Source organism: Turneriella parva DSM 21527 (assembly GCF_000266885.1).
GTDB classification, from domain to species: domain Bacteria; phylum Spirochaetota; class Leptospiria; order Turneriellales; family Turneriellaceae; genus Turneriella; species Turneriella parva.
This window is the reverse complement of sequence record NC_018020.1, coordinates 3733459-3758054: the sequence shown is the minus strand read 5'-3', so window position 1 is coordinate 3758054 and position 24596 is coordinate 3733459. Positions and strand designations below refer to the sequence as shown.

At 48.0% G+C, this 24596-nt stretch carries 18 protein-coding genes and 1 tRNA gene; 15 read left to right on the top strand and 4 right to left on the bottom strand.

The window, feature by feature from the left end:
* Positions 1-9 precede the first annotated feature (9 nt).
* Positions 10-83, top strand: a tRNA-Val gene (locus tag TURPA_RS18130).
* On the opposite strand, the gene TURPA_RS23030 is transcribed toward TURPA_RS18130, so the two are convergent.
* Complete coding sequence (locus tag TURPA_RS23030) at positions 57-1808, bottom strand: transposase (RefSeq protein WP_083847856.1); 1752 nt, start codon at positions 1806-1808, stop codon at positions 57-59. The two genes, TURPA_RS18130 and TURPA_RS23030, sit on opposite strands and share 27 nt — an antisense overlap.
* Before the next feature lie 89 nt (positions 1809-1897).
* Positions 1898-3100: a PD-(D/E)XK nuclease family protein gene (locus TURPA_RS18120; RefSeq protein WP_014804718.1), complete on the bottom strand. Its 1203-nt coding sequence runs from the start codon at positions 3098-3100 to the stop codon at positions 1898-1900.
* A gap of 143 nt (positions 3101-3243) precedes the next feature.
* Here TURPA_RS18120 and TURPA_RS18115 point away from each other — a divergent pair, with 143 nt between their 5' ends.
* The 9 genes from TURPA_RS18115 (at position 3244) to TURPA_RS18075 (ending at position 16817) form a co-directional block, all read left to right on the top strand.
* On the top strand, positions 3244-6396 hold the full coding sequence (locus tag TURPA_RS18115) for a DUF499 domain-containing protein (RefSeq protein WP_014804717.1): 3153 nt from the start codon (positions 3244-3246) through the stop codon (positions 6394-6396).
* Positions 6393-6941, top strand: a complete 549-nt coding sequence (locus TURPA_RS18110) for a DUF3780 domain-containing protein (RefSeq protein ID WP_014804716.1) — start codon at positions 6393-6395, stop codon at positions 6939-6941. The genes TURPA_RS18115 and TURPA_RS18110 overlap by 4 nt, the downstream gene beginning before the upstream one ends.
* A 100-nt stretch (positions 6942-7041) precedes the next feature.
* A complete protein-coding gene (locus TURPA_RS18105) occupies positions 7042-10473 on the top strand; it encodes a PBECR3 domain-containing polyvalent protein (protein WP_245536796.1) in 3432 nt (1143 codons plus the stop codon).
* A gap of 2 nt (positions 10474-10475) precedes the next feature.
* Positions 10476-13235, top strand: a complete 2760-nt coding sequence (locus TURPA_RS18100; RefSeq protein ID WP_014804714.1) for a phospholipase D-like domain-containing anti-phage protein — start codon at positions 10476-10478, stop codon at positions 13233-13235.
* Positions 13236-13242: 7 nt separating this feature from the next.
* The gene (locus TURPA_RS18095; protein ID WP_014804713.1) at positions 13243-14034 is read left to right on the top strand and encodes a hypothetical protein; all 792 of its coding nucleotides are present in this window, start codon (positions 13243-13245) and stop codon (positions 14032-14034) included.
* A gap of 36 nt (positions 14035-14070) precedes the next feature.
* Positions 14071-14553 (top strand): TIR domain-containing protein, encoded by a 483-nt coding sequence (locus tag TURPA_RS18090; protein WP_014804712.1) that lies wholly within the window; start codon positions 14071-14073, stop codon positions 14551-14553.
* A gap of 163 nt (positions 14554-14716) precedes the next feature.
* Positions 14717-15289, top strand: a complete 573-nt coding sequence (locus TURPA_RS18085) for a toll/interleukin-1 receptor domain-containing protein (protein WP_157210587.1) — start codon at positions 14717-14719, stop codon at positions 15287-15289.
* Positions 15279-15695 carry a hypothetical protein gene (locus tag TURPA_RS18080; protein ID WP_014804709.1) on the top strand — a complete coding sequence of 139 codons (417 nt, stop codon included), beginning with the start codon at positions 15279-15281 and terminating at the stop codon, positions 15693-15695. Before TURPA_RS18085 ends, TURPA_RS18080 begins: the two co-directional genes overlap by 11 nt.
* Positions 15696-15836: 141 nt before the next feature.
* A complete protein-coding gene (locus TURPA_RS18075) occupies positions 15837-16817 on the top strand; it encodes a hypothetical protein (protein ID WP_041948685.1) in 981 nt (326 codons plus the stop codon).
* Positions 16818-16837: 20 nt separating this feature from the next.
* On the opposite strand, the gene TURPA_RS22270 is transcribed toward TURPA_RS18075, so the two are convergent.
* Complete coding sequence (locus TURPA_RS22270) at positions 16838-17953, bottom strand: hypothetical protein (protein WP_014804707.1); 1116 nt, start codon at positions 17951-17953, stop codon at positions 16838-16840.
* Positions 17946-18488 carry a hypothetical protein gene (locus tag TURPA_RS18065; protein ID WP_014804706.1) on the bottom strand — a complete coding sequence of 181 codons (543 nt, stop codon included), beginning with the start codon at positions 18486-18488 and terminating at the stop codon, positions 17946-17948. The genes TURPA_RS22270 and TURPA_RS18065 overlap by 8 nt, the downstream gene beginning before the upstream one ends.
* Positions 18489-18803: 315 nt before the next feature.
* Here TURPA_RS18065 and TURPA_RS18060 point away from each other — a divergent pair, with 315 nt between their 5' ends.
* The 5 genes from TURPA_RS18060 (at position 18804) to TURPA_RS18045 (ending at position 24364) form a co-directional block, all read left to right on the top strand.
* Positions 18804-19625, top strand: a complete 822-nt coding sequence (locus TURPA_RS18060; protein WP_053332236.1) for a hypothetical protein — start codon at positions 18804-18806, stop codon at positions 19623-19625.
* 438 nt (positions 19626-20063) lie between these two features.
* A complete protein-coding gene (locus TURPA_RS18055; protein WP_014804704.1) occupies positions 20064-20924 on the top strand; it encodes a hypothetical protein in 861 nt (286 codons plus the stop codon).
* A gap of 82 nt (positions 20925-21006) precedes the next feature.
* Positions 21007-21219: a group I intron-associated PD-(D/E)XK endonuclease gene (locus TURPA_RS22265; RefSeq protein WP_014804703.1), complete on the top strand. Its 213-nt coding sequence runs from the start codon at positions 21007-21009 to the stop codon at positions 21217-21219.
* Positions 21220-21276: 57 nt separating this feature from the next.
* Positions 21277-21510 (top strand): hypothetical protein, encoded by a 234-nt coding sequence (locus TURPA_RS23715; RefSeq protein WP_157210586.1) that lies wholly within the window; start codon positions 21277-21279, stop codon positions 21508-21510.
* A gap of 421 nt (positions 21511-21931) precedes the next feature.
* Positions 21932-24364, top strand: coding sequence for a hypothetical protein (locus TURPA_RS18045; protein WP_014804702.1), 2433 nt, complete (start codon positions 21932-21934; stop codon positions 24362-24364).
* The last annotated feature ends 232 nt before the right edge of the window (positions 24365-24596 follow it).

The window sequence follows — 24596 nt, the reverse complement described above, 5'->3', positions numbered from 1 at the left end:
TAGGCAGCGGCGGAATTAGCTCAGTTGGTTAGAGCGCTTCCTTGACATGGAAGAGGTCACTGGTTCGAATCCAGTATTTCGCAAAATCTCAAGCTCACAAACCCCAAACTTGTCGGGTCCGGGCTGACAGCGAAGCTGTCAGATCCGGTTGCCGATGTTGGGACTTGCTCACTTTCGATAATGCGAAATGCAGGATTCGAACCAGTGACCTTAGAAAGAGAAGATCCTGAAGACAGGTTTGCAGAAACTGCAATCGGGGAAGAGAGAACGTATTTGTTTTGTTCTCTTGAGGGGAATGCGATTGCATCTTGGGATGCTATCGCATTGGAAGAAGGAAGATTTAACGCTCGTCGGGAATCTATAGACGATTCGGGATTTTTGAAGTTGTCAACAAAGTTTTGAGTTTTTGTCTTCTGGGGTGAATATTCTTGGGTCGACTCCTGTGGAATTCGAGCTTCGTTCCTGGCTGTGTTATCTTTGCGTTTAGCGTTGGGTGTTCTTCGAACGTATGGCTTCATGGGTCTGGGGTACTGAAGCTGGACAGGGAAATCTGAAGTAAGTGTAGTTGCGGTAGAACCGCAGGAACCTTTGGTTCCGGTTGCGCTGCGGGAGCTTTGCTCTACCTGTTCTTGTGCCGACCTTTGAGTCTGGCTGTTTTCTAAGTGGTCTCTTAATCTCTGGTCTATGAGCTTACTCCAGCCGTAATACTTTAAGCTCTTCCAGAAGGCGTATTCGTTCAGGTACAGCTGACTGAACTCTGGTCGGATGTATGAGTAACCTGCGGTGAAGTGGTACTTCAGGTTTCGGTGGTTGCCTTCGGCGACCTGGTTGTGGATCCCGTTGATTGACCAACGATTACGTGCCCATTTGTAACGGGGGTCTGCGGACTTTCTGTTGTGATTCACCATCCGGTGGTTTCGATTGATTCGGTAGTAGAACTTGTAGCCTTCGTCGGTGAACAGGGGCACGTTCTTTGGTATATACTTGTCTAATAAGGGTCGGAGTGTTTGAGCCTGGTTGTTGGGGATTGAGTCGTATATGATAGGACCGCCTTTCCAGGACAGGGTGTGGACGAGTGTCCCGACTTGTTTTCCGCCGAGTTTGTTTGCAAGGTAGATGGATGCTGTCTGACCGGTGTGCTTGTGCCGCTTACGTCCCTGGTTTGCGCGTTGGGAGGCTGAGTACAGGACACAAGAGTCGGCTTGGGGAACAGGTCGGTCGCCGAGAACGGTAGAGACGTGTTGATCGCCTGCGGTGGGTGGTAGTTTGGTTTCGCCGGAGGCGGAGTCAGGAAACTTTTCGGTTAGCTCTCTTTGCATCAGAGATTTAACTTTCTCCATCTGGTCGGAGGCGAATAGTTGAAGCCTGCGTTTTAGGAGCAGGGCGGAGTTCTTTGAGATACCGAGCCGGCGCTCTATTTCAGAAGCGGACAAAACTTGGGGATATCGCGCAATGGATTCGTGCAGGGCCCAGCCAAACATCCAGATGGGGAGTTTGAAATGGTGCAGGGGGGTGTGGCTGAAGCGTGATTGCTGGTGCTGACAGTCTGGGTGTGAACAACGAATAGAGTATGCCCTGGTGGAAATGGACTTTGTCAGGGGCTGATTGTGGGTCGGGCAGAACTTGGGGTACAGGAGTAGCAATACCTGATACGCATAGTTCGCGTGGTAAGATTGGTTGGCAGAGGGAATAGCCCTTATAGGCTGACTTTGTGGATTCGGATCCGTCCGTATGCCCGTTTGGCAGGTATTTTCCGATAGCTTTCTCGATACTAGGGGGCTATTTAGCGAAGCGAGATTCTCACGCATTCTGGTAAGATAACTATTGGGGCATCGGGGAAGGTGCCATTTTGGGCTATGATTTGCATTTTTTTGCGAATGCCCTTGGGAAAAATGCGTCAGTGTTTCAGGGACATTCGATCCACTAGAGGAATCAGGAACGCGAAATCCTCAATCGTTTCGTTAAAAAATGTCTCCATCGCCGAGGCGTCTAGCTTCTCTGGATTCACTTCGTAATTGTAAGATTTTGAAGCCAGGGCGTTCCGGTTACCACGGGGGCGGTAATCCAATCCCTTATTTCTGTATTCTTCGGGCAATTGGTTGAATTCTTTTTCGAATTGTTGGAAAAACGTTGCGTTGTTCTTCCCTTCGACATGGAGCATGAATTCTATGGCGCCAGACCTTAGCAAAGAATCGGCAGTCAGGTAATATTCAAAGTGAAAATAGAGGTCATTCTTTGCCTCCCAGGAGTCTTTGGTGAATTGCTGATAATGGCGATTCGGATTCGTATTCTGTGTCCATTGCGTTCGCGTCTGTTGAGCCAGGTGTTTCAGGGGAAAAGACATCGCGATTTCAAAAATCGCTTCTGAGTCTTTTTCAAACGCTGCTCTAACATCCTCAATTTCTCGCTTGTGCCTGAGATAAACCAGGGATTTCTCAGACAGGTCGAATTTGGTCTTATTCATGAAATGCTCCTCAAAATGATAAATGAAGTTCTCGGTTGTCGATGCATTGAGTTTGTTTGAATACTTGAGCGACCGCAGGTATTCAATTAGTTCTGAATATAGAACATTGACAAACCTGTCGGACGACGGCTTCATCGAGTATGGACTCAGAAGTATCATGGATTTTTTAAATTCAGGGAATTCCTCATCCAGTGAGGCTGCATACGACTCCGTCTGGCTTATGCCTTCTCCTGAGAATATCTTGTTTTCCACTGCCAACAGGTGCGTGCCGTTCAAGAACACCAGTAAATCGATGCGGCCAGAGTCCGAGAAGGTATGCTCGCGCTTTACGCGAAAGCTGCTGATGTCGGCTGGAGCTATCGGCAACGGATCTTGATTTCCGCGATTCCAGAACCAGTTTATTATGGCCAGGGCTTCTTCGCTGTGGTCGAAATCTAAAAGGTAGGCGAGGTAGTCTGTAATAGTGTTTTCATCGAACGGTCTGCGAATGATGTCGAGAAAGGATTTTGGCGGTCTCTTGCGATCGGGAGGCAAGCGGGCATAATCGCTGAGAAAAGCGGACAAATCAGGAGCCGTTTCAGGTTCTGTGGGTGCCGACGCCAGCTGTCTGTATTCCTTGAGAAACTGCTCCAACATTTTGGTAGGCACTTGAATTATTCAATGGCCGACGTGTCAATTATTGGCACGGACCGGCCGCCAAAAGCAGTCCGGCAAGCCACTTAATTGACAGGACTTCCTGCCTATAAGGTATGCCGGAGTATTGTCCAGGAGTTTAATAGATGGCGTCCACAGTTCTCCAATCAGATAAGCGTATAGCCCTAAGGTCAGTTCAACAGCTCTGCACCCCGCGTAAGAGCCTATTCGAGACACGCTTCAAGGATTATGCGCTCAATCTGACAGACCTGGCACAAGGCAAAATCGACGCAGAGGAGTTCTTTGCCGAAAACTTCATCACTGATGGAATGAGGACGCTGCTGGATACTGCTTTCGATCGATTTGAGGGCAAGTCGAATATCAGCGTGGTTAAGCTCACGCAGGCGATGGGTGGTGGTAAGACCCACAATATGATAGCCCTGGCTCTGTTAGCGGCTACCCCTGCGCTGAGAGCAAAGTACGGTTTCAAGACGGGGTTGAAGTCATCGATACGCGTTGCTTCATTTAGCGGGCGGGAAAGCGACAGTCAGTATGGCATTTGGGGTAGCATTGCTCAGCAAATAGGTAAGCTGGATGACTTTGCAGATTATTTTCGCGGTGTTCTCAAAGCTCCTGGTGAAACCAGTTGGGTGAATCTGCTCAAAGGCGAACCCCTGCTCATACTCTTGGATGAGCTACCTCCGTACCTCGATTATGCAGCTTCGGTTTCGGTGGGCGACTCAAACCTAGCGGTTGTAACGACCAGCGCACTGTCGAATCTCTTGGTCGCCGTGAACAAAGCAGAACTGGCTAATGTGCTCGTGGTCATCTCAGATTTGAAAGCAGCTTATGAGTCAGGCTCAGCGGCACTGGCAAGCGGGCCTTTGAAGAACTTTGACCATGAATTGAATCGAACGGCAATGGAGCTTGAACCGGTTCGGCAGAACTCAGACGAAATCTACCATATTCTCAAGAGTAAGCTTTTCGAGAAGGTGCCTACTGAGTCTGAAGTCGCACCTATTGCCCTCGCATTTGGCGAAGAGTTACAGACTGCGAAGCTGATGGATATCACCAGTAACTCCCCCGAAGAATTTGTCAGCCATATCAAACAATCATATCCGTTCCATCCGGCCGTCCGCGACCTTTATGCCCGCTTCAAAGAGAACCCCGGATTTCAACAAACAAGGGGACTCATTCGCTTGCTCAGGGCACAAGTGCGCTCGGTGTTCAGTGATGCGCGAAAGAGCGAGAGCGTCTACTTGCTGTCACCTGACGCGTTCGATCTGAATGACCCCGACACAGTAACTGAAATCAATAAGATTAACGGCACTCTGAAGAATGCGATAAGCCACGACATCGCTTCTGCTGGTAGTGCCGAGGCAGAAAAGCTTGATAATCAGTTCAAGACTGACATACATCAAGCCGCTACCAAGACAATCATGCTTTCGTCGCTCGCTGCGGTACAGAATGCTGTGCTGGGTCTGAATCAGTCAGACCTCGTGTATTATCTGGCAAAGCCAGGTCGTGATCTGCGCGATCTCAAAACCAAAGTTTTGCCCTCGTTGAAGACCACATGCTGGTATTTGCATCTTGACCGTCAGGGAAGTTATCTCTTCAAGAACGTTCAGAATATCGTCGCGAAGATTAATTCTCTCGTGGCAACGTATAATCCCGATCAGGCTATCAAGCAGGTGCGGAGTGAACTTGAAGCACTTTTTAAGCCGGTGGACAAAGATGTGTACCAGAGGCTTTCGGTTCTGGAAACACCGGACGTACTTAGCCTTGATGTCGATTCTGTCTTACTGGCAGTTTACCAGCCGAACGACAAGGGAGCGGGGCTACACCCGGATTTGTTGGCCTTCTATCAGAATCAAATATACAAGAACCGTGTTCTTTTTCTTACGGGCGAACGTGCGGCGATGGATTCGGTCTTGTATACCGCGAAGGAAATCAAGGCGATTGACTATGTCATCAACGAGCTTGAATCCGATAAGATTTCCGCCAAAGACCCACAATATGTGGAGGCATTGAGCCTCAGAGACTTGTACTCCAATAGCTTTAGGAGTGCGGTTCGCGAGACTTTCACGAAACTGTATTACCCCAGCGCAGATCGCCTCATGGATGCTGAATTTTTCATGCAGTTCAGCTCGAACAACTACAACGGTGAGCAGCAGATACGTACTACCCTTGAATCGAAGCAGAAGTTCACTACCGACACGGACAGCGATACGTTCCGCAAAAAGTGTGAGAAACGCCTCTTTGGCAAGGCTGCCGATGAGCCACGTGAAATGGAATGGGCAGAAATCAAGAAGCGGGCAGCGCGCGAACCGATCTGGCAGTGGCATCGCAGTGATGCACTTGATCGCCTCAAGTCAAAGCTGGTAAGAGAGAAGGTCTGGCGAGAGAACGGTAAGTTTGTTCAGACTGGGCCATTCGAAGCCGCAAAGACCGATATAATATTTGGCGGAAGCCTACGGGATGAAGAGACAGGTGCCGTCAAATTGAGGGTCGAGCCTCAACATGGAGATAAAATCTACGTTGATTATGGGGCTGATCCTACCACGGCATCTGAGTTGATTCAGGATCATGGAAACTTCGAGACCGCGCGGATGGAAGTCCGCTTCTTATGTGTTGACTCGACTGGTAAGCATCCACCGGGGCCAGTACGGGTTTGGAAGAACAAGATTGATCTCAAGTTTGACGCGGTGCCGAGAGACGGCAAGGTTTTCGTCACGCTGAAAGCCATACCCGATGCAGAGATTCGCTACACGACCGACGGTTCTTCACCACGCGATGTAGGCGGCACCTACACTGGAACCTTTGAGGTCAAAAAGAAATCCACCATCATGGCGATCGCCAGCAAAGAAGGTGTCGAGTCTGAGATACGATCATTTGAAGTTGACCCAGGCGATAGCAAAGGCGCACGCATTGACGATAACAAGCCCGCTACGGTCGTACGTCGCCACAAGTTTGACGGCACCGACAGATGTTACCAGCTTATAGAGTGCATGCGCCGTTATCAGATTGCAGCAAGCCATATTGAAGTGGCCATTGAAGCTGTTGCGCACGCTAACACGTTCATCAGCTATTCGACAGGCGGCCAGCTGATCCGATTTGATGCGGATAATCTGCGGGACCTTATGCAGTACCTGAGAAAGCCATTTACTGACGGCGATCAGGAAGATTATCGCATTACGCTTTTTGTTCAGGAAATGCATTACAAGCAGGGTGGGGATATACAGCATTTTGCGTCAGAGATGAATCTGGCGGGTTATGAACCTCAAGAGGTGAAGCAATGAAAAAGCAGAAGTCCACTGCCGCTGCTAGAAAAGATGCCAGTTTCGGACTGCATCCCGAAGAAACGGCTCACCACATTGTAGTAAACCTCGGCGATAAGAAGAGCCCTCACATCTACATCAGCGAGCATTTCGAGTATTTTGACAGCCCCGAACGGCGGCGCCTTGAATACACCCTGGGAGTTCAGGACAAGGCTCTACGTGTGATTCTGCCCTATGAAAAATGGAAGATGATAGAAGAACCTGTGCGCTTCGAATTTAACCAGCGCTTGCAGCGTGCGGGCCTGAAGAGTTCTAGGTTCAATGCCGGCTTCAATATCTTACCGCGACTCTTCGGCAAAGAACTGCTTTTGCTCTGTTGGGCCATCGAAGATGCCGATCCTGGCCAGATCCCCACTGCAATAAAGAACTGGCAGGGCTTAAAGCCCGAAGAACGCTGGTGGCTTTTCACCATGACGAACGCGGCCACGGGCCAGGCTGTGCAGGGGCGTAACCGTGGCTGGCGCAAGGCCGTCCGCTTTGCGTTAACCGAAAACCCGACCGAATAGCGGTCTGATTCGCATATACCCTGACACAATGACTGATCGCACGTTTATCGAAACACAGTTTCCCGTCTCTAAAGTCTCAAAGGAGTCTTATAAGGAGCGCATGGCAAACTACAGCCAGACGCTGACGGGCCTTGGCAAATGGTGGGGGCGCAAACCGCTGGTGCTAGTGCGCGCGACGATTGTCGGTCTATTGATGCCAGCCAGCGATAACGCTGAAAGGGATCGTGAAATCTTTTTGAAGATCATGACCATGGATGAAGATGGTCTTTGGCAACGTTACCAGGCGAAGGAAGGCAAACTTCCAGCCAAGGTTATCTATGAAATCTTGACCGATGAGGAACACCATGCTCGGGTTATAAAAGCCTTACAGAAAGTGGATCACGGACTGACTCTGCCGATGTTTGAAGCAGATCAGAAAGATCACACAAAGATATGGGCTGATTACTTTAAGGTCGAGGGCGATAAGATTTCCTGGGCCAAATTCTCCAAAGAGACAGGAGACCACGTCAAAGCGGCTTTGGAGCGCATTGCCTTCAGCGCACTTTATTACGACGAGAAGCTGGACTACTGCGTTAGGCCTGAGCAGATCGCAGGCCCATCGGCCGCTGCTTTCAAGGAGATCAATGCTCACCTGGGCACAAAAGCAAAGAACTTACAAGAATTGATTCAAGAGCTGGGTCAACGCCGTTTTGGTCATAACCCGAAAGTCGGTGATGCATTCTGCGGTGGCGGAAGCATTCCCTTTGAGGCAGCACGCCTGGGCTGCGATGTGTATGCCTCAGATCTGAATCCGGTCGCGGCACTACTCACCTGGGCGGCGATTCACATTGTCGGCGGTGGGCCTGAAGTGGCTGAACAAGTCAAAAAGGCACAACAGGAAGTCTATGATGCCGTCGACCAACAGATTTGCGAATGGGGAATCGAGCACAATGCCAGGGGACATCGCGCCGACGCGTATCTGTACTGTGTCGAAGTCAAAGACCCTGAAACAGGCTGGATGGTGCCTCTCGCTCCGTCCTGGGTGATCGGTGAGAAGACCAAGACAGTTGGCATTCTGGTGCCCGATGAAAAGAAGAAGCGTTACGACATCAAAATCAAGATGAACGCTACTGCGGCTGAAATGAAGGCCGCCAAAGAAGGCACGGTCAAGAGTAACTACGTCGTTCATCCTAAGAACCCCAACCCGATACCGATGTCGATCATTCGCCGTGAGAATTCAGGTGGATTGCGGTTGTGGGAAAACGAAGACGTGGTGCCGCGGCCAGACGACGTTTTTCAAGAACGCCTCTACTGTATTCGCTGGGTCGTGCCGCCAGCACACGAGCGAGTACGCACGTTGGTTCGCCTTGCACGATTGCAGAAGGACAACGAAGAGCACAAATTACTGCTCGATGAAATCGATGAGAAGCAGGCAAAGAATCTTAAGAAGGCCACTGGTATTGATCTCAGCGGATACTCTTACTCTATCGACAACTATGCAATACGCAAGGTCATCAAAGACCATGGTGATGCAGAACATGAAGAGAAACGCGGACAAATCGCAGTGACCGATGAGGCGTTTGAACTCATACCCTATGTTTTGCAGAATTATGACAAAGTCTCTGTGTCGCCTGAGAAGAACAAGCGCGGCTTAGAGGTTTTGATTTTCGAGAAGCGCATCAACGGTGCAATCTTCTACCTGACAGAGACCCGCACGGGAAAAAAGGAACTCAGTCTCAATACGATGTATATACGAAGGGGGCGTGACAATGCCCTTGCGGACCCTGCACCATCGTCCGGAACGCTCCCCCTTGGGGACAATAATGATCATTTTCGTGAGCTGTGTCAAGAATTAATCAGCAAGGCGACAGATAAGGAATATCGCTATTATGCAGCACCTGACCAGGCGGATTTGCAGCGTGAGGCCAAGGTATTGTCCTTGTTGCAGGCAAGTTTCGCAGAGTGGCAGAAGAATGGTATTGTTCCATCTCGAAAGATTGAATCAGGATATAATACGGATCAACCGATTCGGGAGCGCGGATGGACGCACTGGCATCATTTGTTTTGTGCTCGGCAATTACTATTTTTGGGGTTTCTGAACTCAAAGATTCAGAGCGTAGGTGGAGATCTCATTGCGGGAAACCTATCCCTATTCGGCTCGATCACGAATTGGAATAGCAAACTATGTCGCTTCCGCGTAGGAGGTAGCAAAGAGTCTATTTCGGAAACATATTCAAATCAGGCCTTAAATACCCTATTTGATTACGCGATTAGAGGATTTTCGGAGATTCGGGAACGTTGGTATGGTGGTGGTTTGGTCTTCGACGTAAAGAACGTAAGCCATGCTGGCACCGCTATAATTGAAACAACCGTTGCAGAAAAGGTTATCTGCGATAATGACCTTTGGATTACTGATCCGCCATACGCAGATGCTATTAATTATCATGAGCTTTCTGAGTTCTTCTTAGCGTGGTATGAAAAATTTCTTAACCGGCTTTTTCCTGCTTGGAGCAATGATTCACGCCGGTCACTTGCAATTCAAGGTGATGGTGAAGGTTTCCGACGAGCAATGGTTAAGGCGTATTCAAATCTTTGCAGGCTCATGCCCGACAACGGAATGCAAACCGTCATGTTCACCCATCAAGACGCAGGTGTATGGGCAGACCTTGCTGTCATTCTTTGGGCGTCCGGGCTTCAAGTTACTTCTGCGTGGACAATTGCTACTGAAACGACCTCAGCCCTTAAAGAAGGTAACTACGTTCAAGGTACTGTGCTCCTGATTTTGAGGAAGAATATCTCGTCTGATGTCGCCTTTCTCGATGAGATGGTACCCCGCATTGAACAAGAAGTCAAAGCTCAGGTTGAATCGATGGAGCGCATCGAAGACAAAGAAGAACCCAATTTTTCCGACACCGATTACCAGCTCGCGGCGTATGCCGCAGCCTTGCGCGTCATCACCGGTTATCGGCAGATTGAAGACCTCAACGTCGAACGAGAACTCTCGCGCACGGGCAAAGATGCCAAAAGTCCGCTCGAAAGCATCATCGAAAACGCGCGCAATGTTGCGGCAGCAATACGTATTCCTGAAGCCTTTGACATCCTTCTCTGGAGATCCATCTCTCCCGAAGAACGCTATTACCTGCGCGGGCTGGATTTTGAATCGAAAGGCGAAAACAAAGCCGGTGCGTTTCAAGAACTGGCGAAGAACTATGGCATTCGGGATTACACCGAGCTTTTGGGCAGCGTGAGGGCCAATGAAGCACGGGTGAAAACTGCGGCTGAGTTTGGTTCCGGGCAGATGACGGGTGACGGCTTTAATAGCTCAACCCTGCGGCATCTGTTGTATGCAATCAACATCTCTGTCGCCGAAGAGAACCCAGAAGTTGGTCGCAATTACTTACGATCAGAGCTTCCTGACTTTTGGTCGCGTCGGCAGAATATCATCAAATTGCTCGAATATCTCTCGCGCTTTGAACACAGCGTGAGACACCGCAGCGCCGAATTCAAAATGGCTGGGCTTCTGGCCGGGGTGCTGACCAACGACGCAGGCTGACCATGATTGCCCGCTATTCATCTCGTCTCATGCGCCATTCGGGCGAAAGCCTGGGCAAAGGCTTTCTGGCTGAAAAGCTCTCCCGCGCGAAAGCATACGACCGCATCGCGGGCTTCTTCAGTCCATCGATCATCCAGGTTGCGGGCGAAGAGATCGCAGCCATCGGCAAAGTGCGCGTGGTGGCAAACTCAAAGATCACCTTCAATATCTACTCAGCCAACCAAGAGCCATCGATGCCTGCATTCAAGCAGGCTTTGTGGAATGAGTGGTGCGATTTCGATCTGCCCGAAAAACCTGTCACGGGTTCGGTCTTGGAAAGACTCTATCATCTGCTCAATACCGGCCGCATGGAGGTGCGCATTCTCCCAGACGATCGGTTTGGCCTCATTCATGGCAAAGCGGGAGTGATAACCTTTCACGATGGCAATAAAACCGCCTTCATGGGCAGCGCGAACGAATCCATAACCGCCTGGCAGCTCAATTATGAGTTGGTCTGGGAAGATGACGATCAGTCTGCAGTTACCTGGGTGCAAAATGAGTTCGATAGCCTCTGGGGTGATGCGCATGCGCTGACTCTGACACAGGAAATCATTCAGGATATCCAAAGGACTGCGAAGCGCAAGGTTTTCACCATGCCTGAATGGCTGGGCAATTCAAACCCTGCCGCGCCTATAATAGAGAGCCCTGTTTATCGCAAACATAACGGACTCTGGAATCACCAGAAGTACTTCGTTCAACGCGCTTTCGACGAGCATAAACGGTATGAGGGTGCACGGCTGATTCTCGCCGATCAGGTGGGTCTCGGTAAAACATTGCAGCTGGCAATGGCGGCACAGTTGATTGCCCTTGCCGGAAAGCTCCCTGTACTCATCGTTGTTCCCAAGACGCTGATGCAACAATGGCAAGAGGAGTTTTGGAACCTGCTCGAAGTTCCCTCGGCCTACTGGACTGGTAGCTCCTGGATTGATGAAAACGGCGTGGAACATGAAAAAGGCGGTCAGTATATTCAGCATTGCCCGCGGAGAATCGGTATCATTTCACAAGGGCTGATCTCTCGGCGTGGCAACGCGTACACAACCTTGCTCAAAGGAAATTACGAGTGCGTCATCGTGGATGAAGCCCACAGGGCGCGGCGCAAATCGATGGGAGCGAATCCTGAGAACGAGTCACGACCTGAAGTGAACAATCTTCTGGAATTTATTCAACAAATCGCCGAAAAGACCAAGACTCTGTTGCTCGCCACGGCGACACCGGTGCAGCTGCACCCCATTGAAGCCTGGGATCTGTTGAGCGCTTTGTCCATCGACAAACAGCACGTCTTGGGCAATGAATTCAGCCCATGGCGCCACCCTGATGAGGCGCTGGGCAAAATCAATGAATCAGGCCAGGCCCTGGATGACATCGAATTCTGGAACTGGCTACGAAATCCTTTGCCACCAGCCGATGAAAAGGACGAAACCGGGGTGCTCCCGTTTCGTTCGATCCGCAATACTTTGAATATGGGTGACGCCGATACCATAGCTGAACTGGAGAAGCAGGCTGAACTGGATGCCCCGACAAAGAGCAAGGTGCGCAATCTCAAGGCATCGTTCTTCAAATTTCATAACCCGTTCATTCGCTCAATCATTCGGCGTACACGCGGTTACCTGGAAAACACGATCGATCCCGAAACCAACAAGCCATACCTGCAGAAAGTCGAAGTCCAGCTCTACGGTGAAGATGACATCGAGGCGCTGGAGCTGCCAGGCTATCTGAAGGATGCCTACGATTCCGCACTCGAGTACTGCCGTCTCTTGGCTAAACGTACGCGCAGCGCGGGCTTCTTACAGACTCTGCTTCTGCGCCGCATCGGAAGTTCTATGGTCGCAGGCCTGAATACAGCCAAGCGCCTTCTCGGTGAGGCCCGGACTGAAGAGTTTGATCTCGAAGAAGAGGATAGCTCAGAATTCGAAGAGCTATCGGCAGAGCAGGGCAGCTCACGTAATACACCCGAAGAAAATGAAATGCTCACGCGCATCGTGAATGCCCTGGCTGAAAGGCTCGATGCGGACCCCAAGTATAATCGTGTGATTCACCTGCTCGATCATGGCGCCGCCGATACTGGCCCCTGGCGCGAGCGAGGCTGCATACTCTTCAGCCAGTATTTTGACACGGCAGAATACGTCGCGAGCCGCTTGTCAGCGCAATATCATGATCTCACGATTGGTCTCTATGCAGGCGCGCAGAAATCAGCCATCTACCTCGATGGCCGTAAGACCCGCATTGAGCGTGAGAAAATTAAGAGCATGGTCAAGTCGGGCGAAATCAAGCTCATCGTCGGCACTGATGCTGCCAGCGAGGGCTTAAACCTGCAGATTCTTGGCTCCCTCATCAACCTCGACTTACCCTGGAACCCAACGCGCCTCGAACAGCGCAAAGGCCGTATCCAACGTATTGGTCAGCGGTACGAGAAAGTCTTTGTCTATAATATGCGCTACCTCGGGTCTGTCGAAGATGAAGTTCACGCACGACTCTCTTCACGTCTCAATGATATCCATGACCTGTTCGGTCAGATACCCGACACGCTCGAAGACGTATGGGTTCATACAGCCCTTGGTCGCATCGAAGAAGCTCAGAATCGTATCAATGCCGTGGTACAGAAGCATCCGTTTGATATTCGCTACAATACCAACGCAAACATCACGGGTCCGAAATGGGAGGAATGTTCTGAGGTGCTGAACAAGGTGGAGCGGTTGGAGTTGCTGGCGACGGGGTGGCGGTGAGATTACCATGTATCGTGGATTTAATGTAACACTTGATTCTGATGACTTTGCTTCAGACCTGGTTGTTGGCAAAGCCGTTCACGGCGCGATCAAAAATATCTTTCGCGAGACCTTGGATCCATATTTGCGGAAGGACGGAATACTCGACGCGACAAAGATGCAGGCAAATTGGTTTCCTCAGGTTCAGGCCGATGTATTCATCTCTCATGCTCACAAAGATGAAGACTTGGCCATTGCACTTGCGGGTTGGCTTTACAAGTCTTTTGAACTTTTTTCATTTATTGATTCCTGCGCATGGGGGCACTCAAACGCTCTGCTCAAGGCCATCGATAAAGAGTATTGCTACAACGCGAATAGTCAGACTTATGATTATGATAAGCGTAATTATTCGACGAGCCATGTTCATATAATGCTTGCCACGGCTCTAACAAGAATGATGGATAATTGCGAGTGCCTCTTTTTTCTCAATACGCCTGCCTCGATAACTGTGGAAGAAACGGTGAGGGATCAGGGCCAGACGCTTTCCCCCTGGATTTACCATGAGTTAGCAATGAGTCAATTGCTACGTCCCAAAAAGAAGACCCGGGAGAATCGATTCAATAAATATGGGGGAAAGCTTGAAGAGAGTTTGGAGAAGTCAGATTTACAGATTATACATCGCGTAGACTTATCGCATTTAAATACAATGGAAGTTGATAGTTTGATAGAATGGCGCGATGCTTGCCAAAATCAGAAAGGTCTTCAGGCCCTGGACGTTCTGTACGAACTGAGACCGCCACGACAAGACAATCGAATATAAACCTAAGGTTGAGGGTGGGGCATTCAGGAGGTTACAATGTTTGAAGAAAGTGATGATGAAGAGATGGTCGAAGAATTTAAGATTTTTGTTTCGCACGGACGGAGCTCCTTGTGGCAAGAAGTCGAACGTTTCGTGCGAACGCAGCTTGAAATCGATGTGGTCATATTAAAAGATCAGGTTAATCGAGGGCGCACGATAATTGAGAAACTTGATGAGGAAACTGATGAGTGCCACTATGCCATCATTGTAATGACGGCTGAGGATGAACAAGCAGACGGAAGTATTCGGGCACGTCAGAATGTCGTGCATGAAATAGGCTACTTTCAGGGTAAGTTTGGCCGAGAAAATGTTTTGGTATTAAGACAGGAGCCCGTTGAGGAGTTTTCTAATATTGCAGGCATCGTGTATGAGCCGTTCGTCGGGAACAATATTCAATCGACGTTCGAGCGGATACGCAGCGAGATTGAGGATGCGCTGGAGAGGTTTCTTGAAGAGGACGATGAGGATGATGAAGAATAAATTTCAAGGGGCGTATAGCCCTTGTTCTCTGCAGACATGTGTCGTACCAGATTATTGGCAAGTTCCCCATGTTTGCTATAAGCGTGCAATCCAACGGAATTTACTTGCCAGCGACGATGATCGTGAGACTGGTACAGACACCGCTTGCGCCGTTTGATTTAATATGGGATTATACGTACGAAATGATTTGCGGCTCAAAGGACAGACGCGAGCCAATGCAGTACGTAAGGACAGTCGAGTGGTCCTTGCGGAAAACTTTAGTCGGATAAACAATGCCGATAAGTTTGATATTTTCCTCTCTCACAGCTATCTGGATTCAAACGAGATACTTGGCTTGAAGCTGGAGTTTGAAGCCGCTGGATTCTCGGTTTACGTTGATTGGGTTGTCGACAAGGGATTAGATCGGACAAAGGTTGACCGACAAACCGCAGCGACACTGCGCACTCGCCTCAAACAATGCAGATGCTTAGTCTACGCTTTCACTGAGAACTCACAGAGTTCAGTCTGGATGCCTTGGGAATTGGGATATTTTGACGCATTCAAAAATAAGGTTGCCGTACTACCGATATTGCAGACAAGTCGAGCCGGTTTTGAGTATGTCGGTCAGGAATACTTGGGTTTGTATCCATACGCCTTTCACGCGACGGCTAAAGGTGGCAATGGCAGTGAATTAATCTGGGTATGCACGGCGCCAGAAACCTATAAGCAATTCAAAGGGTGGCTAAATGGACAATAAGCGAAAACATCTGGAACTGATTTCTAACATTATCACCCGGATGGGCAGCAACTCGTTCTCAATCAAGACTTGGTCAACAGGTCTTGTAACCGGTATTCTCGTCTTGTCGCTCAAGGAAAAGCTTGTCGCCTTTGCGATATATGCGATTATTCCGATCCTATTGTTCTGGTTTCTCGATACCTTTTACCTCAGGCAAGAACGATTATATAGATTGCTTTTTGATGAGGTTAGAGCAAAGAAGGAAAAGCACATTGATTTTTCGATGAAGACGGGACACTTGGCAAATCAGGTTGGTTTTTGCGGGGTCTTTTTTTCTAAAACGATTTTTCCTTTCTACTTCGTGCTCGGCTTAACGATTGGCTACTTTTCAGTGCTTTCCATGATTCCAGAAATGAAACTCTTCTGATGTGGGACAGGCAGTACGTCTGCCTTGATGCGCCTTGTTTGGCGTCCCTGTCCTCCTTCCGTATCAGCAAGGCAACGGCAAGATGACAAGTTGCCGTTGAGGCTCTTGGTACAGACACCAGCCCTGGGAAGTGACATAATTATGGCCGCATCAAAAACAGGTCATTATCTTTTAGCCGAGGGGATTGTGAATCCAGGGACGATTGATAAAACAAACCAAGTCATCATCCCACCAATCGACTTGCTTCATGATCTACGAACATGGATACTGCGATGCTTTCAAACAATTGGGATCGAAGCAGACGGCGTTCAGCCTTTAAATGAACTTTTGATCCAGTGGATGAATACCCGTTCAAAACTGATCACTCGACGGCCGCGGAAGGTTCACGAGTCATCTGAACTTAAGGACAAAAAGCGGCAACTGCAGACGGACGAGGCAGAGGCCTTACGGCTGCTAAAATTGAAACTGAAGAAAGGACATTCTGTTCAGGATCATTTGAGCAAGCGAAGTCGAGACCCTACCTATAATGATCCTTTGCTTCACGGTTGGGGCATACATCATCTGCACTTTCAAGCCCAGTCTTCTGAAGCTATCGACAAATATAAAAAGCCAATTACCTTCTTGCTCCTGGCGCGCATCGATGAACGAGACGCTTATTTGATCAACTTCGTCCCCCACGACGATAAGTATATCTGGGTGCAGCCGGAGCTAATAGAGATTCTTCATCGACACTGGCCATATTTACTAAGACACCAAGCTTTGCAGGGTGTCAGCAGTACTAGTTCGTCATACAGCCTAGAAAGCCGCAGACAAATCAAGTTGGCCAACTGTAATACCACAATTCAGATCGGGGATTCGGTCTATGGGCCGATTGGGGGTGGTATCATGCGTTCTGGCTCGAACTTTTTACACGTCATGGAAGCCGATAAAGTCATCGATACATTTGAGCGCCTACAAGCTTATTTGGAACAGAGCGGATATTCAGATATAATTAGTCGCATTCAGGCCTCCGATGATTCGCCGCGGGGATCGATCCATCTAAGGTTTGTTGATTTTGATGAACGTGAGCAGCCAGTGCTCCAGGAAATGAACACGGGGGCTCGTTTTCACTTCGAGTTATGAGCAATTGGTGCGGGACTGTTTCATTCTGCATTGTCCACCGCTTTCTCAATAGAAAGGAGTCTAATTTCCTTTGACCGGCCTTCAATAGTTCCGGTAAGCGTTACCGTGTCTTCCCACAGTGGTTTTACGATGTCAGACAGAATCGCTTTGTCGACAATAACCTTGTGGTCGACGCCTTTCTTATCTGTGACTTTTATTTTCTTGTTCTTCGCATCCGCATAGGAGAGTGTTCCCGTTATCTCCACGGTCTTTTCTTTGTTGCGTAGGGGTACCGGTGTTATCTCAGCCTTTTTTCTCGTTAAAGCGAGTTCCTTGACTTCCCCTGATAAATTCGCAGTAAATCCCACAAGGTTAACCTTCTTTCCGTCCGGGGCCAGGTTTTTAGCTAAGGCAACAAAATTCTGATAGTAATCATCTTCCGGTATTTTCTCTCGCAGTGTTACTTCATCACCTTCATTGACCAGCCTCAAGTTTTCCATCAGCTCAGCTACGATATCGCCAACCACATCTGTACCAGGAATCATCATCTGCGTCGTGGGCCTGCCGATACGAATTGTAACTGCGTAACTGGCAGCTCTCGGAACAGAAAGGTACAATTGATAATTTTCCTTGATGTTGTTCTCGATTCTGCCCTGTTCGCGAAATGGCTTTTTCATTTTTCGCTCAACTATCCGATAGAACAATCTCTCCGTGGTATTGAATTTTTCCATGAATACATCGCTCTGGACGACACCGAGGCCTGTTTCGCCACCAGCTATGCTGAGTTGAATATCTCGCTCTTCTAATTCAATTCCCCGAAGCTTTAGGTGTCGTCCAAAATGGACATCTTCAAGTATATCTCTCAATTCCTCCAAGATTTCCTGGGGTGCTGTGCCCGAAATCCCAAGACATGCCATCTGCTCGGCCTCACGAAACAGTTCTGCATTCAAAGCCAAGGCTGCTGCACTACGAAACAGAACAGAACGCGTCGGTTCTTTTGCAATCTTGTCTGCGTACGCGAATGCCGCTTTGCGTTCCGCTTCATATGCTTGTTCAAACAGAGATTTTGAATTTTGTATGTCATTCTTGATTTTGGCCAAGACTGCCTTTTCTGCCAAATCCATGGCTTTCTTGTGCAGGATTGTAAAATCAGCCATTTGCCTTAACCTGCGAGATTGGACTACTGAATTCTGTTACGACTATATAAGCGGGCAAGCCAGTATTGGCAGATTGTTGTACTTGGGCGATTTTTGTTTTTACCCTGCCATCTACTTTGCTGCGATCACCCTTGAATATGCCTGAGATTTCAAGTCTGGCCTTATTTTGGAATAGCGGTAACTTCGCGTCCTCTTTCTTGCCAAGCCAATAATCAATGCCAGTTTTCTTCATCGATCGTTCAATGACCGTATAATCAGTTTCTTGTGTAATGAGGGCAATAGCCACCGCTTCCGCCGCTGATTCCGTAGCTCGGTCTTGATCTGCATATGTACGCTGCATCTGCTGGGTTACCCGGAGGTACCCGACGGAATAGCTATCGCCGATATCGCCGTAGACTGTAAGCACAGCTGGATTCGCATGATTGTGAGCGTGCAGGCAGATACTGCACGCTTCAAGCAGCATTTGCCCCATGACTGGCGTCAGGGAGGGCAAGCCCTTACTCAGGAGTGTTAAATCTAGCGTCTTCTCTGCCATGATCGGTCATTCGTTGTTTCTTACCGCACTTAAACGCGACTTTGTTTCAGCCACCAATAATTTGCCCAAGGACCTTCACTCACATCGGTCTCAGAATGTGTAGTAAATGTAGTAATTCTGCACTCACGAATCGAGCTCCGTATCTCAAGGAGAGGCGTGTCTTCCTGTAATGCTCGCCGTGCGTCTGAGAACTGCACATAAGGGCCGTTCTGTCACATCTTGGGACGCTCCCCTTTCAACGTACCGACACATAGTTTACAGTAGGCGAGCGATACATGCTTTACAGCGATGCCCCGCGGGCATAGCATCCCTCCGATGAAGGAGAGCAAATCTGCTGAAGCCGCAAATGAACCATCAGGCTACGTAATCCCGCAAGAAGCTGCAAATTTGCTGGCTAAAATCATTACGGATAACCTAGCAAACTTGAGCCGCGACGCGTATGGCACCGATCCTCTAAAAGCTAAGAAAGCGCTGGAGATAATGGATGAGCTGGTCGCGAAGGGGACGATCAAATGGAAGCGGCCAGATCGGGAAACGATAATCGAAGGATATTCAACGCCGATGGAATTGCTGATGGAAAACCTTATTGCTGGTGATCTAACCAAGGCAGCGAAAACCGCAGACAAGTGGTTTCCGTTCAAACCTGAAAAGAAGCTCAAACGGACGTATACGCAACGAGAGATGTTGAACACATTCTTTCGAGACGGGTTCGTCGATCGTTACTCTGGCGAACGATTGTATAATCCCGGTTTCTTGCGACTGCTCAACGTGCTGCTGCCTGACCAGTTCCCTTATGACGCTCATGGCCATTTTGAGAAATGCCATGAAATATATTGGGACCTGATGCCTAGCCTAGATCATCAGACTCCCCTGGCTAGGGGTGGCAAAGATGAAAAGAGCAATTGGATTACGACTTCAATGCGCCGCAATATGGCCAAGGGTCCGTGGTCGCTGCAGGATCTTGGCTGGAGGCTTCATGCACCAGGGTCCTTGAAAGATTGGGATGGTGGTTCTGCAATATTTGTCTACTTGGTTGAGTTATTCATCGAGAAGTCTAAGCCGAATAAATACATTATGGACTGGTATAGACTAACCAAAGTACATCCGAAGCTGCCGAAAGTCTACGAAGGCCTATAGGCGCACTTTTGTTGGTTCAATGACACTTTGTTGAACAATCTTCATTCGTTCCTCTCTGTTTACTTCCGTCGTGTAATGGTTTATCTTGGTACGCCTTGATGGCAAAAATGAGGTGGCTGTCGTTTGAATGTCGGTCACATATTTCTCGCATTGAGACCCAGTTCCCGTAATCGCACTGGATTTAAATCAGATGCTTGCGCAGGGATGGCGTCTTTGGCGCAAGTCCCAGGCACCCGAGGAGGTACGGAATCGCCGTGCATAAATATTGTTGTATGAATGAATTCCACCTATGAGCCCAGCCACGTGTGGACGGGCGGCCAAAGCTAGAATTTCCAGATATGTGGTTCAAGAATCCAAAATTATGGGGCTTGACAGCGGAGTTTAGAAGAAACCTTGGCCATTTAAATTGGATAAAGGCTTTGTTGTAGGAGTCAGGAAATGGATCGATTGAAGAATGTTGTTAAGAAGATGTGCTTGGTGCTGCCACTTATCGTGCAGTTTTGCGCCACCGGAGCTGAACAAATGAACGATGCTTTGGCGAAGAAAGATTCAAAACGTTACAGAGAACTCTTACTGAAAGTTTCGTCGACTGACGAGATGATTAGCGTCTTGAAGTCGATGGAGAAACAACCAGATGAAACACATCTTGAATTCCTTCGGGTCTACAAGGAGGTATTTGCCGAGCGAAACCTATTGGATGATACAGATTCGTCAGCACAATCAAATGAAGGGTTCAATATTTCGCGGAGGAAGATTCTGCAGGATTTCTTGCATGGCATGCTGGGCTTGATTCACGGTGAAGCTGACGTGCCAATTACTCTCTACAGTGCCACTGCAAATGGTAGACCACTCTGTGAGGCTACTGTACCTCAATACTATCCAACGCTTGCAGCAGAGACATCCGAGTCTGGTCAGTATGCAGCTTGGGTCATAGCGATATATTGCGGCGATGTGGCGAGCGTGCAGGCTTACCAAAGCAGACCTCAGATGAAAATACCCGGAAACTGGCCACAATTGTTCGCAGTATACTATTCAGAACCCGAAAAAATCGCAGTGGCCAAAAGAATGCTTCCAATGTTCTACGAAAAGACGGGCAAGAAACCCTTACCAGATGCGTTTTTGTATGAGGAGCCAACTCGAGGCAATTGGTTTTACTGTGTCGGGTGCATTGAGTACCTTATTGAAAAAAAGGTATCATTCAGGAACCCATCAGGCAGTAGTGTATTAGGCTTAGCAAAGGCCTCGGGACATGACGCCATAGTGCAAAAACTCTTAAAGGCGGGAGCTCGCCAGAAGTAGTCCTGCCATACGTCCGTATTTGAGAAATCAGCTATGGTGACATTATGGCCCAAGATATCAACCGCAGGGATTTAGTAATTCTATGAATTCCTACCAGGTAGGCGTCGCTGCCGAGGCTTTTGCGGCAGCCCAATTCGCCAGAATTGGCTTTGATGTCTCTATCCAATATGGAGCTAATCAGCCTGAGTATGATTTGTTAGTCACGAAGTCTGATCGATTCTTGAAAGTTTCCATCAAGGGAAGTCAGGATGGTGGTTGGGGGTTAACCCAATCATACTTAAAAGATGCTAAATAGCATGAGGCTGCAGAGCAATGGCTGGCTGCGCATAGCAAGCATACAATATTTTGCTTCGTGCAGTTCCTTGGTAAAGGAATCGAGGCGTTGCCAAATATGTATTTGGCAACACCAAGTGAAATTGCTCAACATCTGAAGATGTCTAGAGCAGGGCATGGTGATACCATCCTGCATGAGAGTCATACATGGAAGGGCAATGCCGTGGCAAAAAATACGACCGATGCCATACCTGAAGACTGGACGTTTACTGGGGAGAGAGCTCTTCAATTATTGAAAGAAAATTCGCCTTGATTTGCTGCCAAAAAATCATTGCAAAGCCCAGATGAAGTCTACACATGTAAGAGGCGCCAATACTGCAACGTTGGATTTACAAGAAGCTTAGGACGCGCCGCGCCCTAAATGCGGGCTTCTTTCGGAGACTGGATATGCGCGTCATCAATTTGCCGAACCAACAGCGTTGTGCCGCACCGAATGCACGTCCCGTGCATGCGGAGGCAAGGCTTCTTCGTGGGTGAGGCCAAGCATGCGATCCCACAAATTGCTCGCTCGCGCAGCTTATTACTATTGTTGGATGACGTGCGCGCGCTTGCGTGGTCAGCCTTGCAAGGCTGACCACGTCGTAGTGACGCCAAGTGGTAACCAGTTTACCAACATTGGCACTTTCTGAGATTAATATTGATTGCGTAAGTGTTACCGTTTTTAGTTGTAAGTCATGGCTAAGGACTACCAAGTTTCTTTTCAAAATCTAAAGGCCTTGATTCAAGAAAATACTGATAAAGACTTCAAAAAAAGTCGGAATGAGGCGACGACTCGATTGCATTTGATAAACAAGGTGTTTTTTGATTGTCTAGACTGGATTGAAGCAGATTGCATTGCAGAAAACTATGACGGGCAAGAGTACCATGATTACAGCTTTATGGCCCCAGGGATTGCCCTGATCGTAGAGGCAAAGCGGGAAGGAGTATATTTTGAATTGCCGTTAGATTACTCGAGGACGAAAATAAAATTGCGTCACATAACTGAAAGCAATAAACAGGTTAAAGCAGCCGTAGAGCAAGTGGCAATGTATGGCCTTCGTAAGGGTTGCCGAGTTGTCGCTATCACCAACGGGACTCAGTATGTGGGATTTTTAACGTTTAAACAGAATCAAGAGCTGTACGAAGGAAATGCTATTGTCTTTGACTCTTTAGAGCGCATACGAGATAATTTTACAGAATTTTGGAACTGTTTTTCGAAGCAGGGCATAGAAAGAGCATATTTATCAATCAATTTGGATAGCTCGCCAACAAATTTTCCGCCAGCAAAGATTTCCGAATCCATACCGGATTTCCCGGTATACAAGAGACGAAATCATCTTCAGAGTGAATTGGTAACACTAGCCGAAATGGTGATTGCAGAAATTTCTGACCTTTCGGAAATTCGCAAAGTATTCTTGGATAACTGTTACTGTGATTCGGGAGCATTGTCCCAGTATTCTTTGCAGGCAAGAAACATTCTGCAGGCGAGATATGCTGGGCTATTCCCGGGAATTCAGGCACCGAGCATCGAGACGATCGTTAATCGCAAATCAGGCGTAAAGGGGGAGGTTTTCGATATTTCATTTGCACGAAAACCCATTATCATCCTGGGCGATGTTGGGATTGGAAAAACCACATTCATGCATAATCTCTTTGAGAATGTCATCCCTGCCAAGCAATTAGGCATCGTACTGATTCATATTGACCTTGGCCTAAATGCGATCATTGAAACCGATTTAGGTGGTTTTATTCTTGATCAAATTGAAAAGCAGCTAATAGAAAATTTCAAGATTGATATTACAGAGAGCAGTTTCATTACCGGAGTGTACCATTCACAACTCAGCAAGTTCGAAAGAGGAATCGCAAAGGATTTAAAGGTTTCAAATCCCAGTCTTTACGACAAAGAGCGGTATGAATTTCTCAAGAATCTTGTGGGGAATCGAGAGAAGCATCTAAAGAATGTGATCGATCATTTCCTTAAGGCACGAAATCAGAAATTGGTTTTAATATTGGATAACCTTGACCAAAGAAGTGAGAGTGACCAAGAAAAAGGATTCTTAATTGCCACAGAATTCACAGCGCAACACAACTTACCTGTTTTTATTAGCCTTAGACCAGATACTTTTCATAGGTCTGTTAAAACTGGCTCGTTGAGTGCATATCATCCTACTGCATATACTATTTCACCGCCGCGTATCGATGAGGTATTAAGAAAGCGACTGGAGTTTGCATTGAAAATAGTTAAGGGTGAAATTCCTCTTGAGAGGATTGCTCGTGTCTCTGTGCAGTTAAAGAATCTACAGGATTTTATTGAAATCATGCTCTATTCATTGTCGCAAAATGCTGAATTATATCGATTCCTTGATAATGTGAGCAATAGTAATGTCAGAAGAGCACTTGAGTTTATCAAGACCTTTATGAAAAGTGGTCACATAAATACCGATGATATTATTGATCGATATAATAGGCATGGTCTCTATCTGATCCCTAAGCATGCAATAACCAGAGCTGTTATTTTCGGAGAGTACAAATACTTTGATGCAAAAAGCTCTCCGATTGTAAATATCTATGATATCATCGAAAGGAATAAGGCAGAACATTTTTTAGGGCTGATTATTCTTGAATATCTGGAAAGCAAGATGAATCAGAACATTGATTATGGTTACAGCTCCTTTCAGGAAATCTTTAATTACGCACAGTCGAAGGGCTTTCTGGATCGCCAGGTCAAAGCAAAGATTGAGAATTTATTTGATGGCAAATTGATTGAAGACAATGTACACTCGGGGAATATAACGGCCTATAGCAATGAAGTGCGCTTGCGAATAACGGCTAATGGGTTGTATATGATTAAGTATTTATCACGTGAATTTGTGTATTTAGATGCCGTAGTTGTTGACACACCGATATTAGATACTGGTATAAAGGAGGCCATTGACGTACAGGACGCGTTGATCGAAGCTAGATTGGATAATGCACGCGAATTCCTGATATACTTAACGGACTGTGCAACGGAGGCGAGCATTCAGGGATTTGATTGGACAGATTATCAGCAAGACATCGAGAAAAGTATCGAACTAGCTCACCGGAAGTATGAAGAACGGAGAGCTCGCAATTCTGATGCGAACTGATATAGAGGCAATTTGATTCTACGGGAAGAACGCCCGCAAGGAGGCGGACGCATATTGAGCGCGCGCTTGTCACACAACGTCAGTAACCTGAGCATGACGTATCGCGTCCACACTTCCCATCACCAGCTGATTAGTGGTACTCTCCTGATCGGGACCAAGTTGAAACATTAGTTTATTCCGAATCAAGAGAATTTAACTCTAGTGCGAAATAGGAACTGCTCGTGCTTTTCCA

Coding starts and splice junctions, on each gene's coding strand:
- TURPA_RS18115 (WP_014804717.1), top strand. CDS start 3,244: ATGGCGTCCACAGTTCTCCAATCAGATAAGCGTATAGCCCTAAGGTCA.
- TURPA_RS23030 (WP_083847856.1), bottom strand. CDS start 1,808: ATGCGTGAGAATCTCGCTTCGCTAAATAGCCCCCTAGTATCGAGAAAG.
- TURPA_RS18055 (WP_014804704.1), top strand. CDS start 20,064: ATGGATCGATTGAAGAATGTTGTTAAGAAGATGTGCTTGGTGCTGCCA.
- TURPA_RS18105 (WP_245536796.1), top strand. CDS start 7,042: ATGGCAAACTACAGCCAGACGCTGACGGGCCTTGGCAAATGGTGGGGG.
- TURPA_RS18080 (WP_014804709.1), top strand. CDS start 15,279: ATGGACAATAAGCGAAAACATCTGGAACTGATTTCTAACATTATCACC.
- TURPA_RS18110 (WP_014804716.1), top strand. CDS start 6,393: ATGAAAAAGCAGAAGTCCACTGCCGCTGCTAGAAAAGATGCCAGTTTC.
- TURPA_RS22265 (WP_014804703.1), top strand. CDS start 21,007: ATGAATTCCTACCAGGTAGGCGTCGCTGCCGAGGCTTTTGCGGCAGCC.
- TURPA_RS18090 (WP_014804712.1), top strand. CDS start 14,071: ATGTTTGAAGAAAGTGATGATGAAGAGATGGTCGAAGAATTTAAGATT.
- TURPA_RS18060 (WP_053332236.1), top strand. CDS start 18,804: ATGAAGGAGAGCAAATCTGCTGAAGCCGCAAATGAACCATCAGGCTAC.
- TURPA_RS18120 (WP_014804718.1), bottom strand. CDS start 3,100: ATGTTGGAGCAGTTTCTCAAGGAATACAGACAGCTGGCGTCGGCACCC.
- TURPA_RS18045 (WP_014804702.1), top strand. CDS start 21,932: ATGGCTAAGGACTACCAAGTTTCTTTTCAAAATCTAAAGGCCTTGATT.
- TURPA_RS18100 (WP_014804714.1), top strand. CDS start 10,476: ATGATTGCCCGCTATTCATCTCGTCTCATGCGCCATTCGGGCGAAAGC.
- TURPA_RS18095 (WP_014804713.1), top strand. CDS start 13,243: ATGTATCGTGGATTTAATGTAACACTTGATTCTGATGACTTTGCTTCA.
- TURPA_RS18075 (WP_041948685.1), top strand. CDS start 15,837: ATGGCCGCATCAAAAACAGGTCATTATCTTTTAGCCGAGGGGATTGTG.
- TURPA_RS18085 (WP_157210587.1), top strand. CDS start 14,717: ATGGGATTATACGTACGAAATGATTTGCGGCTCAAAGGACAGACGCGA.
- TURPA_RS22270 (WP_014804707.1), bottom strand. CDS start 17,953: ATGGCTGATTTTACAATCCTGCACAAGAAAGCCATGGATTTGGCAGAA.
- TURPA_RS18065 (WP_014804706.1), bottom strand. CDS start 18,488: ATGGCAGAGAAGACGCTAGATTTAACACTCCTGAGTAAGGGCTTGCCC.